Annotated in this window: 9 protein-coding genes; 4 read left to right on the top strand and 5 right to left on the bottom strand. The window is 35.0% G+C overall.

All coding sequences use genetic code 11. The features are described from left to right. Window positions 1-591 precede the first annotated feature (591 nt). The 3 genes from ACNQF9_RS13090 to ACNQF9_RS13080 are packed head-to-tail and all read left to right on the top strand — an operon-like array spanning window position 592 to window position 7,552. A complete protein-coding gene (locus ACNQF9_RS13090; RefSeq protein WP_417990354.1) occupies window positions 592-4,689 on the top strand; it encodes a T9SS type B sorting domain-containing protein in 4,098 nt (1,365 codons plus the stop codon). A 59-nt stretch (window positions 4,690-4,748) separates the two neighbouring features. Beyond that, complete coding sequence (locus tag ACNQF9_RS13085) at window positions 4,749-5,666, top strand: PorP/SprF family type IX secretion system membrane protein (RefSeq protein WP_417961227.1); 918 nt, start codon at window positions 4,749-4,751, stop codon at window positions 5,664-5,666. A 20-nt stretch (window positions 5,667-5,686) separates the two neighbouring features. Further along, window positions 5,687-7,552 (top strand): OmpA family protein, encoded by a 1,866-nt coding sequence (locus ACNQF9_RS13080; protein WP_417990353.1) that lies wholly within the window; start codon window positions 5,687-5,689, stop codon window positions 7,550-7,552. An 88-nt stretch (window positions 7,553-7,640) separates the two neighbouring features. Here the strand turns inward: ACNQF9_RS13080 and ACNQF9_RS13075 are convergent, their stop codons facing one another. Beyond that, on the bottom strand, window positions 7,641-8,222 hold the full coding sequence (locus ACNQF9_RS13075) for a MiaE family protein (RefSeq protein WP_417990352.1): 582 nt from the start codon (window positions 8,220-8,222) through the stop codon (window positions 7,641-7,643). A 111-nt stretch (window positions 8,223-8,333) separates the two neighbouring features. Between ACNQF9_RS13075 and ACNQF9_RS13070 the strand changes: the two genes are divergently transcribed. Continuing rightward, window positions 8,334-9,575: a glycosyltransferase gene (locus ACNQF9_RS13070; RefSeq protein ID WP_417990351.1), complete on the top strand. Its 1,242-nt coding sequence runs from the start codon at window positions 8,334-8,336 to the stop codon at window positions 9,573-9,575. 56 nt (window positions 9,576-9,631) lie between these two features. Here ACNQF9_RS13070 and ACNQF9_RS13065 read toward each other — a convergent pair whose 3' ends face one another. The 4 genes from ACNQF9_RS13065 to porV form a co-directional block, all read right to left on the bottom strand. Beyond that, complete coding sequence (locus ACNQF9_RS13065; RefSeq protein ID WP_417990350.1) at window positions 9,632-11,323, bottom strand: pyruvate dehydrogenase complex dihydrolipoamide acetyltransferase; 1,692 nt, start codon at window positions 11,321-11,323, stop codon at window positions 9,632-9,634. A gap of 7 nt (window positions 11,324-11,330) precedes the next feature. Continuing rightward, entirely contained in the window at window positions 11,331-12,329 is a 999-nt protein-coding gene (pdhA, locus tag ACNQF9_RS13060; RefSeq protein WP_113637949.1) for a pyruvate dehydrogenase (acetyl-transferring) E1 component subunit alpha, read from the bottom strand. 143 nt (window positions 12,330-12,472) lie between these two features. Then, window positions 12,473-12,955: a cytidine deaminase gene (cdd, locus tag ACNQF9_RS13055; RefSeq protein WP_417990349.1), complete on the bottom strand. Its 483-nt coding sequence runs from the start codon at window positions 12,953-12,955 to the stop codon at window positions 12,473-12,475. 74 nt (window positions 12,956-13,029) lie between these two features. Then, window positions 13,030-14,193, bottom strand: coding sequence for a type IX secretion system outer membrane channel protein PorV (gene porV, locus ACNQF9_RS13050; protein ID WP_417961214.1), 1,164 nt, complete (start codon window positions 14,191-14,193; stop codon window positions 13,030-13,032). Between the last annotated feature and the right edge of the window lie 31 nt (window positions 14,194-14,224).

Raw genomic sequence — 14,224 nt, 5'->3', positions numbered from 1 at the left:
CGAACAGAGTAGTTAAGCCCGCCTGCGCAGATGGTACTGCAGTTATGTGGGAGAGTATGTCGTCGCCTTTCTTTAAAGAAACCTATTCATTTATTTGAATAGGTTTTTTTTTGCCCTTTTTTAAAATAATAACAATTAATTTTGACAAATTTTCCACATAAATAATTCCTCGAGAAAGTATAACATTATTAATACTCAAAAGTGTCAGAATATTTATATGTTTTTTCGTGTATGTTATGTAAAATTTTTAATTTTAAAATATTTAATTTATTTTTAGATTTTATACTTTGAGTCTTGTGTTATATTATATGAGGTTTAACTTTATTTGTGAATTTTAAATCAAAACAAGAAATTTATAAAAGTGATTTTGTCTTTTAAATTTTAAAAATATGTATTTACTTATGTTTTTTAAAGCTAAACGTGATGTGTTTAAAATATAAAATCACATATTCGTTGAATAACTAGCACTTTAGATTTTTAGATTTTAATTGGTTAATTTTTTATTAAAATATGATTTGTTCAATGAAAATAAAACTTTACTTTTATTTATTGAATTATACATTATTGTATATTAACTACAAAATTTTGTTTATGAGGAAAATTTTACTTTTATTTTTGCTGTTTCATTTACTGTCAGGTTATTCTTTAAACGCTAAAAATTTTAAAAATAATTTGAGTTTTAATAATTTAAATTTTAAGTTATCTTCTAAATTAATTTCATCTGATACTATAAAGAAAAAGGAAAAAAAAACAAGAGCTGCAAGAAGCTCCAGAATTCTAGCTATTTTGCCGCCTCCTATTACCACCGCAGGGAGTTCTTGTGGTAATGGTATTAATCCTGTACAAATTAATGTTTATGCATTTGGAGTAAATGGTAACGAAACTATTGAATGGTTTGTTTCACAATCTTCTGTAATACCAATATTTACAGGAAGTATTTATAGCCCTAGCATAAGTACTACTCGTACCTATTATGTCCAAAGTAGATTGGGAAACGATATTAGTACTCGTATTCCTGTAGTTGCTTCAGTTTATATTGTTCCTCCAGCTGTATCATTAACGGCTTCTCCAGCTAATAACCCATCTGCGCCTTTATGTTTAGGTAAATCTGTCACTTTTACTGCAACAGGTGGAGGTGATTTATTTGAATTTTCTGTAGATGGTGTTGTTAAACAAGCTATGTCAACTAATAAAATGTTTGTTACTAGTACTTTAACAGATGGTCAGGTGGTTAGAGTACGTACACGGTTTGCGGTAGTTTTTGATGGAAATATAATTGAAAAAGCATGGGGAACAGGATCTTTAGAAGATAATTTTTTGTCTGCACCGTTGTCCCCAAATTCAACAACGGGTTATATTAATTCGCTAAAAATTAGTTCTACAGAGGACAAATTAGTTTTTGGAATCGCTGGAAAATCATTGAGTAATAGAAGGATTTTATTATTTCTTGATACAAAAGTTGGAGGTTTTAATGTTTCAAATTATGGTGATGAAACTGGACCTATTCCTTTAGTAAATGGATTTAACTTTTTTAATAATTCCTCAAATATTTTTGATTCATATTTCCAAGCAGATTATTGTCTTGTTATTGGAACAGATGCTGGGGAAACCAATTATATTTCAGATATAATTGAATTAAAAACAGGAAATTCTATTAAAACAAATTTAGGAAATGCTAGTACGGGAATCCCATCTTCTGTTATGGGGGTAAACAAGAATAATACAGGTATTAATGACTATAATTTAGGTTTTGAAGTTGAAATTTTGAAATCACTTTTGGGTTATACAACAGGTGACATTAAATTTTTTGCCATGACTGTAGCTGACCAAGATGAAACTAATTTTGTAGTTGCAAATTCCTTTTTAAGTCCTGAACGGACCAGTAGTTTGGATTATGGGAATGGAGCAGTAGATTATAATTTAAAAGATCCAAATCCAGTTATAGTCTCTTCAGCTGCATTAACTCCTTGTTATTCAGAAGCAAATGTCATGATGAATTTTGTTTCTACCCCAACAACTTCTAGTGTTGTTCAGCCTACTTGTGGTATGCCGTCAGGAAGTATTTCTATTTCAACACAATCAGGGGTAGAGTATAGCTTAAACGGGATAGCGTACCAAACATCCAATGTTTTTTCAGGTTTGACGCCAAATAGCTATACGTTATTTGTAAGAAATATAGCGGACACCGGATGTGTGACTTCCTCATCATCTAGTATCATTATTAATGCAGTTCCAACTCCACCAGTTACACCAACAACTGCTAGTGTTGCTCAGCCAACTTGTGCTGTTCCATCGGGAAGTATTTCAATTTCAACACAATCAGGGGTGGAGTATAGTATAAATGGAACAGTTTATCAAGCATCCAATACTTTTTCAGGATTGACTGCCAATAGTTACACATTGTATGTAAGAAATTTAGCAGATGCTACTTGTGTGACGGCATCTAACACTTCAGTGATTATCAATACTACTCCAAATCCTCCACTTGTTCCAACAACGTCTAGTGTTGTTCAACCCACTTGTGCAGTACCATCAGGAACTATTTCAATTACAACACAATCAGGGGTGGAGTATAGTATAAATGGAACAACCTATCAAGTATCCAATACTTTTTCAGGATTGACTGCCAATAGTTACACATTGTATGTGAGAAATTTAGCAGATACCACTTGTGTGACTCCATCTAACATTTCAGTTGTTATCAATGCTGCTCCAAATCCCCCACTTGTTCCAACTGCGTCTAGTGTTGTTCAGCCAACTTGTGCTGTACCATCAGGAACTATTTCAATTACTACACAAACAGGAGTAGAGTATAGTGTAAATGGAGCGACTTATCAAACGTCTAATATTTTTCCAGGATTAATACCTAATAGCTACACAGTATATGTAAGAAAAACGGCGGATGCCACTTGCGTGACTCCATCTGCAACCCCAATTACGATTAATGCAGTTCCAACTCCACCAGTTGTACCAACAAAATCTAGTGTAGTTCAACCAACTTGTGCAATACCGTCGGGGAGTATTTCAATCACCACACAATCTGGAGTAGAGTATAGTTTGAATGGTACGACCTATCAAGCATCTAATATTTTTTCAGGATTGGCACCTAATAACTATACATTATATGTAAGAAATACAACGGACACTACTTGTCTAACTACTTCCTCCTCGACAATTTCGATTAATCTGATTCCAGCCCCTCCAATTGTTCCAACTACGGCTAGCTTAGTTCAGCCAACTTGTGCAGTGCCATCAGGAAGTATTTCAATCCGAACACAATCAGGGGTAGAGTATAGCTTAAATGGGACGACATACCAAGTTTCCAATACTTTTTCAGGATTGACACCTAATAATTATACATTATATGTGAGAAATATAACAGATGGAACATGTACAGCTCAATCGGCATCAGTTATCACAATTAATGCAATACAAATATTACTTACACCTACAGCAGCGAGTGTAGTTCAGCCAACTTGTGCTTCTCCAACCGGGGCAATCGTAATAACAACACAACCGGGAGTAGAATACAGTTTGGATGGAATTGCATTTCAAGTTTCTAACACCTTCACTGGGCTACCTCCAAATAGTTATACCTTGTATATAAGAAGTACAATTGATGCCACTTGTCTCAAGTCATCAGTATCAATGGTAACTATAAATGTGATTCCAACTTCTCCTACTGTTCCTACAACAACAAGTATTGTTCAGCCGACATGTGCTGTTCCATCTGGAACGATAGTAATAGCTTCTCAACTTGGTGTTGAATATAGTTTGAATGGAACTGCTTTTCAAACTTCAAATAGTTTTACAGGCTTGGGACCTAATACTTACACTTTATATGTTAGAAATATAGCTGATCCTACTTGTTCAGTACAAAGTAGTATAAAGGTGATTATTGATCCACTTCCTGCTTTACCTATGACGCCAAGTTTGTTTAAAATTATCCAGCCAACCTGCTTGATTCCTTCCGGTAGCATTGAAATTACGGGTCAGACTAATGTTCAGTACAGTGTAGGGAATACATACCAAGATAGTGCTGTTTTTACTAATTTGGCACCTGGTAGATATACAATAAGTGTGCGATTTACAAATAGTGTAGCGTGTATAGCGGTAGGTTCAGTACTGACTATAAATGCTATTCCTCCACAAATTCAATTTGAAACTGTTGGTGATTGTGAAAATAAAGAATATACTTTAACCGCTAATCCAATATCAGGAACCTATGATCCCAATAATGTGTCGTATCAATGGAAAGATAAATTCGGAAATCCAGTGGGAACTAATTCAAATGTATTAAATGTTACGAATGTTATCGCTTCAACTCCAGGTGGACAAGTTGTATTTCCTGTAGCATATACACTTACAGTAACTTCAGTAAATACTGGTTGTGAGACATCTGGTAATATAGTTGTTGAATCTATTTATTGTAATATGCAAAAAGGAATTTCACCGGATGGAAATGGTTCGAATGACTTTTTTGATTTAAGATCAATGAGTGTAAAAAAACTGGAGGTATTTAATAGATATGGTATAAAGGTGTACAGCCAATCTAATTATACAGATCAATGGAACGGACAGTCTAACAAAGGGGAAGAACTTCCAAGTGCGACTTATTACTATGTTATAGAGTTTAATAGTGGTGAGTCAACTACAGGTTGGATTTATCTAATCAGAGAAAAACAGTAAATAAAAGATCTATTAGTGCTCAACATTTAGTAGACTCACAAACCGAAAAATATATAGATATGAACAAAATACTATTGATGTCTCTTTTTACTCTCCTTATATTTATGGATGTAAAAGCGCAACAAGATCCACATTATACCCAATATATGTATAATATGAATGTTATAAATCCAGCCTATGCCGGTTCCAAAGAGAGTCTGTCTTTGGGTCTATTGTATAGAAAACAATGGGTTAACATAGAAGATTCGCCAGCTTCTTTTACTTTTTCAGCACATACGCCTGCAGGAAGGAATGTAGGTGTTGGAATATCCTTTATTTCAGATAAAGTTGGGCCAGTAACAGAACAAAATGTATTTGGAGATTTCTCGTATACTTTGAAATTAGGGGATACTCAACGATTAGCATTTGGACTAAAAGCTGGTGTGTCTTTCCATAAAGTAGGACTTAGAGATATTCAATCGAGTTTACCAGATCCCAACGAAGGTGTTTTTGGAGAGGATATTAATAATACGGCATTGAATTTAGGATCAGGATTGTTTTATTATACGGACAAATATTACGTTTCATTATCGATTCCTAATATGATTAAATCAGCACATTTAGATTATAACGGGCGTGAATATGGATCTGATGTATCGCACTATTTTTTAACTGCTGGATATATTTTTGACTTAAATTATGAATTGAAATTTAAGCCTTCTATAATGTTAAAATCTGCATTTAACGTAACTCCTTCTTTAGATCTTTCAGCTAATTTTTTATTTCAAGAAAAATTCGAAATTGGCGCTACTTATAGATTGCAAGATAGTTTTGGTGGGATGATTAATTTCGCCGTTACTCCTGAATTAAGAATTGGATATGCTTATGATCATATTGTTTCTGACTTGAGAGTAACTGCACCCTCTTCACATGAGTTTCTATTACTTTATGATTTATTTGAAACTAAAAAAGTATCCCGTTCTCCTAGATTTTTCTAAAAATTTAATCACTCTACTTGATGAAAAAAAATATAATTTTATTGTTTTTGGTGCTTACCAGTTTCGCAGTTATGGCACAAAATAAAGAGACTAAAAAAGCAGATAAATTAGTTGAAAGTTTCGAATATGGCAAAGCTGTTGCGGAGTATCTGACTCTAGTAAAAAATGGAAATTCAGATCCTTATGTCAGCAAGCAACTCGGAAATTGTTATTATAACATGAATAATTCCGTAGAATCTGAAAAGTGGTATGCCGAAGCGTTAAAAACCCAGCAAGACACCAATACCCATTATAGATATGCTCAAATGCTTAAATCTAATGGGAAATATGCGGAATCAAATGTTCAAATGAAAATATTTGCAAATATGGCACCCAGTGATCAACGTGCTATTGCATTTAATAAAGATCCAAATTATCTTACGAAATTAAACAATACGGAAAAACTTTTTGAGGTGAATAAAATTTCATTAAATTCTAAAAGGTCTGACTTTGGGGCTATACTGTCTGGAAATCAACTTTATTTTGTAAGTGCTAGAAACGAGAGTAATAAAATTTATGGTTGGAATGATGAACCCTTTTTGGATATTTACCAATCTACTTATAATGCTGATGGGAGTTATTCAGAGCCAATTCCTGTTAATGAATTAAATACTAGGTTTCATGAAGGCCCGGTTACAATGACTAAAGAAGGTAACGTTATGTATTTTTCGAGTGAAAGTTTTCAAGATAAACTTTTTGAAAAAGCAAAAGACACTAAACTGAAGTTTGGTCAGGTTAGTCTTTACAAAGCAATTAAAAAAAATGGTAAATGGGGCGATATAACCCCGTTGCCATTCAACAGTAAAAGTTATTCTGTGGGTAATCCATCTATAGACAAAGAAGGCAAAATTCTTTATTTTGCTTCCAATATGGTAGGTTCAGTAGGGGGAACTGATATCTGGAAAGTAATTGTGAATAGCGACGGGACTTTTGGAACTCCGGAAAATTTAGGAGATAAAATTAACACACTCGGTGATGAGAATTTTCCTTTTGTTTCGGATGATTCAATTTTGTACTTTTCATCAAATGGATTGACGGGTTTTGGCGGTTATGATATTTTTTCGGTTAATTTGAAAAAAGGAGCAGAGCCTTATAATCTTGGAAAGCCAGTAAATTCTGAGAAGAATGATTTTGCCTTTACTATTAATAAGGAAAAAAATATTGGATATTTATCCAGTAATCGGAGTGGTATTGATCATATTTACGGTGCGATACCAGTATGTGAAGGACAGATTCTTACTGTCGTAAAAGATGCTAAAACAGGAAAGTTATTGGATAATTCTAGAGTAGTTATTCTAGATTCAATAAAGACAATTTTAGACACTAAAACAACTAATGGGAAGGGTGAAGTGCTCTATACAGTAAAATGTCAAAAATCATATACCATAGGAGTATTTAAAGATGGCTATATTTCTAAATCGTTTCCAGTTACTAAGATTAATGGCGAAAAAATTATTGTTGATGCCACAATTGACCCAATTGATGTGATTGTGACTGATACAGAAATTATTTTGAAACCTATTTATTTCACATACAATAAAAGTAATGTTACCAAGAAAGGTGCAATTGAACTCGATAAATTAGTGTATGTATTGTCGCAAAATGACAAACTCAAAATTTTTGTTAAGGCTCATACGGATACAAGAGGTACACATACCTATAATTTAAATCTTTCACAACGAAGAGCGAATGCTACTGTAGCATATATTGTTTCAAAAGGAATTAGTGTAGATAGAATATCAGGCAAAGGTTTTGGAGAATCAGATGCTAAAATTGACTGTCAAGAAAAATGCACAGAATTAGAACATGCGCTCAACAGGCGTTCGGAGTTTATGATCGTGAAATAATTTACGAGGCTATCTATTTTAAATAAAAAGCAGGATACTTAATAGTGTCCTGCTTTTTATTTAAAATAGATTAGGAGTTGTGTAGGATCTACCCGTGCATGGTTTCTTGTTTTCCATAATTAGTGATTATTGAAGTTTCAAACTCAATCCATTCCTTCCAGCGTTTGTCTACATCTATATTGTCAGCATATTTTTGAGCAAAACCCAAGAAAGTAGTGTAATGTCCCGCTTCAGAAATCATGAGATCTCTGTAAAAAGTGGCTAATTCAACATCTTTTATGTTTTCTGACAGCACTTTAAACCGCTCACAACTTCTGGCTTCAATCATAGCTGAAAACAACAATCGATCACAAAGAGCGTCTTTTCGGCTACCATCTTTTTTCATAAATTTAAAAAGTTCATTTACATAATGATCTTTCCTTTCTCTGCCTAAAGTCAGTCCTTTGCTTTTGATTAAATTATGAACCAATTGTAAATGATCTAATTCTTCTTTTGCAATAATCAGCATCTCGGTTACTAATTCCTCTAATTCGGAGTTGTAAGTAACTAAACTGATTGCATTAGAAGCTGCTTTTTGTTCGCACCAAGCATGATCCGTCAAGATTTCTTCTATATTTGATTCAACTATATTGACCCAACGCGGGTCTGTGGCTAATTTTAATCCTAACATTGTATTGGAATTTGTTCAATACAAAATTAGTGTATTATAATCTATTTTAGGTTGAAATGACTGGATTGAAGTCAAAATAGTATTATTTTGCAATTGAAATTTTATAATACTATGAATCAAGTTCATAAGCTTTTAGTTATTGGTTTTGTTTGGCCAGAACCCAATTCGTCTGCGGCGGGAGGAAGGATGATGCAATTGATTTCGCTTTTTAAAACACAAGGCTTTTGCATTACGTTTGCTAGTCCTGCACAAAACAGTGATTTCATGGTTGATTTGCAAGAGTACAAAGTAGAAAAAAAATCTATTGAACTTAATAATTCCAGTTTTGATATTTTTATAAAAGACCTGAATCCAGATGTGGTTTTGTTTGATCGTTTTATGATGGAGGAGCAATTTGGTTGGCGTGTAGCTGAAAAGTGTCCTAATGCATTACGAGTATTGGATACTGAAGATTTACATTGTCTGCGATTGGCGCGCCAGAAAGCATTCAAAGAAAACCGTTCTTTTATGACAACTGATTTATTTGTTGAAGAGGTTGCGAAACGTGAAATCGCGAGTATTTTACGTTGTGATATGTCTTTGATGATTTCCGAATTTGAAATGGAACTTTTAGAATCTTCATTTAAAATAGATGCATCTTTATTGTATTATTTGCCATTTTTATTGGAACCAAGTACGCGTTTCGAAATGGAGGAATTACCGACTTTCGAAGAACGAAAAGACTTTGTTTTTATCGGAAATTTTCTTCATGAGCCCAATTGGAATGCCGTTCAGTATTTAAAAGAAACCATTTGGCCTTTACTAAAAAAACAAGTTCCCGAAGCTGTTCTAAATATTTATGGGGCTTACCCCTCACAAAAAGTACTGCAAATGCATAATAGTAAGGGTGGTTTTTTAATAAAGGGAAGAGCTAATAACGCTCAAGCAGTAGTTAAAGAAGCACGGGTTGTTTTGGCTCCTTTGCGTTTTGGTGCGGGTATTAAAGGGAAATTATTGGAAGCCATGCAATGTGGAACACCAAGTATCACGACCTCTATCGGGTCTGAATCCATGCATGGTGATTTGCCTTGGAATGGTTTTATTACGGATGATGTAGCTGATTTTGTGGATACGGCAGTACGATTGTATCAAGACAAAACAATTTGGGGTAAAGCCCAAAAAAATGGAATGGAGATAATCAATCAACGCTATTCTAAAGGTTTATTCGAGACTGACTTTAGAAAAAAAATAGAATTTTTAAGCTCTAATTTACACCAACATCGATTGAATAATTTTATGGGAGCCATGTTGCAGCATCATACTTTAAAAAGCACAAAATATATGTCGCGATGGATAGAAGAGAAGAATAAATAAAAAATCCCGTCAAGTTTTATAAACAAGACGGGATTTGTATTTTAAGAACCGAGTTATTACGCGAGCATCGTAACTGGGTTTTCTATAAATTGTTTCAATGTTTGTAAAAATTGAGCTCCAGTAGCACCATCAATTGTTCTGTGGTCGCAAGCTAAAGATAACATCATTGTGTTTCCTACAACAATCTGACCATTTTTAACCACCGGTTTTTCTACAATAGCTCCTACGGATAGTATAGCAGAATTGGGTTGGTTAATGATAGAATTGAATTCTGTGATACCAAACATGCCAAGATTAGAAACTGTAAAAGTACTTCCTTCCATTTCTGTAGGTAATAATTTTTTGTTTTTAGCTCTTCCTGCAAGATCTCTTACGCTTCCGCCAATTTGAGATAAATTCATAGCATCTGTAAAGCGTAATACAGGAACTACTAATCCATCTTCAACAGCTACAGCAACTCCAATATTCACATGATGGTTGATAAGAATTGAATCTTCTCTCCATTGAGAATTTATTTTTGGATGCTTTTTCAAAGCCATTGCACACGCTTTTATCACCATATCATTAAAAGATACTTTTGTATCTGGAACGTTGTTGATGATAACTCTTGATTTCATTGCTTCATCCATAGTTACTTCAATCACTAAGTTGTAATGTGGTGCCGTGAATAAAGATTCTGCTAAACGTTTCGCAATGATTTTTCTCATTTGCGAATTCTTGATTTCTTCTGTGAAAACTTCTCCCGCCGGAACAAATGGTTTTGGAGCAGCTACAGTGTCAGTTTTAGCTGGTGCTGAAGTTGTCGACACTGGAACAGCAGCGGTTTGTGGTGTGAAGTTTTCGATATCGCTTTTTACAATACGTCCATTTTCACCAGAACCTTTTACTTGTGTCAATTGGATTCCTTTATCACTAGCAATTTTCTTTGCCAATGGTGATGCTAAAATTCGTTGTCCGTCAGTTGATGGCTCTTGAGCAACTGGTTTTTGAGTCACTGGCTCTGAAGTTTTTTCTGTCGAAGCAACTTCTTTTTCTTTCTCTTCTTCAGCTGCGGGTGCTGCTTGTGGTGCTCCGCCAGTTTTGTAATTTTCTGCAATTCCGGAAATTTCCGTTCCTGCTGGTCCAATTATTGCCAAAAGGCTGTCCACTGGTGCTGCATTTCCTTCTTCGATTCCTACATATAATAAAGTTCCTTCATTGAAAGATTCGAATTCCATTGTTGCTTTATCGGTTTCGATTTCAGCAAGAATGTCTCCTTCGGCAACTGAATCGCCTACTTTTTTCAACCAAGTCGCTACGGTTCCTTCGGTCATAGTGTCGCTTAAACGCGGCATAGTAATAACTACAACTCCTTTTGGTAAGGAAGTTGTGGCAGGTGCTGCAGCTTTTGTAACTTCAGGAGTAGAAGTTGTTTCTTCAGTAACTTTTGTTTCCTCAGTTCCTTTTGATTCTTCTTTTACTGGAGCTGCATCAGTTGGTTTTCCTGCTAGTAATGCCGAAATATCCTCTCCTTCAGTTCCTATAATTGCTAATAACGAGTCAACCGGAGCAGTTTCACCTGCAGGTATTCCTATGTGTAAAAGGGTACCTTCGTTAAAAGACTCAAATTCCATTGTTGCTTTGTCAGTTTCAATTTCGGCAAGGATGTCCCCTTCGCTTATTTTATCACCTACTTTTTTTAGCCAAGTCGCTACCGTTCCTTCCGTCATCGTATCGCTCAAACGAGGCATTGTAATTATTGTTGCCATAATTGATTTATAGTTTATGAGGTAAAAATGGATAGTTCTCTTGTTCGTATACTACATCGTATAGCTGTTGAATAGGAGGGTATTCAGATTCCTCAGCAAATGTTACACATTCTTCTACTAAATCTTTAACTCTTTGATCGATAGCTTCGATTTCTTCTTCTGTAGCGTATTTTTGATCTTTAATCACATCTAATACTTGAGTGATTGGATCAATTTTTTTGTATTCTTCTACTTCTTCTTTCGAACGGTATAATTGTGCATCTGACATAGAGTGACCTCTATAACGGTATGTTTTCATTTCTAGGAATGTTGGTCCATCACCACGACGGGCTCTGTCAATTGCTTCAGTCATTGCTTCAGCAACTTTTACAGGATTCATTCCGTCAACTGGTCCGCAAGGCATTTCGTATCCTAAACCTAATTTCCAGATATCAGTATGATTTGCTGTTCGTTCTACAGAAGTTCCCATTGCATACCCATTGTTTTCAACTATGAATACAACAGGAAGTTTCCATAACATAGCCATGTTAAAAGCTTCGTGTAAGGATCCTTGACGTGCTGCACCATCACCAAAATAAGTCATAGTAACACCACCAGTTTCAAAATATTTGTCTGCAAAAGCTAATCCTGCACCTACAGGAATCTGGCCTCCTACAATTCCGTGACCCCCATAAAAACGGTGCTCTTTTGAAAATATGTGCATGGAACCACCCATACCTTTTGAAGTTCCGGTAACCTTTCCTAAAAGTTCTGCCATCACGCGTCTAGGATCAACTCCCATGCCTATTGGCTGAACGTGATTTCTGTAAGCCGTAATCATTTTGTCTTTTGTCAAGTCCATTGCGTGCAATGCACCTGCTAATACTGCTTCTTGACCATTGTATAAATGTAGAAAACCTCTAACTTTTTGTTGGATGTATAATGCAGCAAGTTTGTCCTCAAACTTTCTCCAAAGTAGCATGTCTTCATACCACTTTAAATATACTTCTTTTGTAACTTCTTTCATCTGAATTTTTCTTTTGCTAAAGTGTTATTGTATTATCAATTTGTACCTATAACGCAAAATAGTTTCCTCCCACAAATTTGCGAAATGCAAAAATAAGACATTCCAAGTAAGAACTATAATTTAATAGGCGATTTTTGGAATTTTTACAAGAATTTTTTATCGAACATAAATGGAAGTAAGTTTTTTAGGGATTCTGATTTGTAAATCACACCAATTTCTCCCATAAAATAGATTTCGATAGGGGTTTCTTGTCGGATTTCGTATTCAGCAATTGATTGTCTGCAAGAGCCACAAGGTGGAATGGGAATTGTGGTTTGATTCGAGTCAGAAGCAGCCGTAATAGCCATTTTTAAAATTTTGGCTTCCGGGTAAACTGCTCCAGCATAAAAAATAGCGACACGCTCCGCACAAAGTCCAGAAGGATACGCGGCATTTTCTTGGTTTGAACCTACTACAATTTTGCCATTGTCTAAAACAATTGCAACTCCAACTCTGAATTTTGAATAGGGAGCATAAGCATTTTTCCGAACGTCAACGGCTTGCGTCATTAAATCCTGAATGTCATTTGGTAAATCTTGAATGGAATCGAATACTTTGAATTGGGTAGTAATTGTTATTTCTTTCATACTTTATTAAGGAAAAAAAATCCAAACTTCATGGCGTTGAAATTTGGATTGTTATTTGTGGATTTTATTTACGTTTAATATTCTTCATATTTATCTCCAAAATTGAAGGTAAGTGAAAAACGAAGCGTGTTTTCTAAAGGGTTTTTTACTTTTGATGCCGAGAATAAATAGGATACATCTACTTTAACTACATTGTACTTGAAACCTGCTCCAAGCGAGAAAAATTGTCGGGCTCCTTTTAGAGGACTTTCGTGAAAGTATCCCATACGCATTGCAAAGGAATCTTGGTACAAATATTCAGCACCTACAGCGTAGGTTACTTCTTTTATCTCTTCGCCAAATCCATCAGGAGCATCGCCAAATGATCTGAAAACTCCAGAGGTCCATCCAATAGAACGGTAATTGTCATTGTTTTGATTGCGTTCTTCTGGCGTCACTGTGCCATCGCCATTCAAATCTGGGTTTTGCGGAGTTGGAACTAAAAGTTTATTAAATTCAACATTTACGGCTACCTTGTTATAATCGTCTAATATAAAGTCAAAACCAGTTCCTATTTTTAAGTTAGCGGGTAAAAAATTATTGTTGAAATCATCGTTGTCATAACTGATTTTTGGGCCCAAATTTTGAATATTGAATCCAGCTCTCCATCTTCCGTTAAATTCATTATAAGCGAGCTCTTCAGATTGGAAGAAACCGGCAACATCGACTGCAAAAGAATTTGCAGCAGAGGCATCATTGTTATCTGCTGCTACTTTTAGATTGGAATTGATAAAACGCCCAGCAATTGCCATCGAGAATTTTTCGCTTAGTTTTAACGAATAGGATCCGTCAATAGCAAACTCGTTTGGAGAGACTATTCTGGGTTCATCATTCGCATCCTGTCTAAGTTCAATTTCACCTAAACCAAAATACCGGATACTTCCAGCAAATGCACTTCTCTCATTCAGTTTTTGATAATACGTTAATTGACCAAGGGATATGTCATTTACTAAATCAGTAAGGTAAGGTGTGTAGCTTATAGAAAATCCTTGTGCGTCAGTAGCAAAAGCATATTTTGCAGGATTCCATTGTTGAGAAAATGCATCAGCAGAGGTTGCAACTCCCATGTCACCCATACCTGCAGCTCTTGCATCAGCCGCTACTAACAGAAAAGGAACGCCAGGGTTAATAATTCTATTTTGGGCTTTTGCAGAAGTGACTAGCAGCAAAAAAGTAACTATCGGTATTATTTTTCTCATTAGGATGCGAATATTTATTAGACAAATATAC

It is taken from the genome of Flavobacterium amylolyticum (assembly GCF_048284335.1).
In the GTDB taxonomy this organism is placed as follows: domain Bacteria; phylum Bacteroidota; class Bacteroidia; order Flavobacteriales; family Flavobacteriaceae; genus Flavobacterium.
This window is presented reverse-complemented; position numbering and strand designations above follow the sequence as displayed.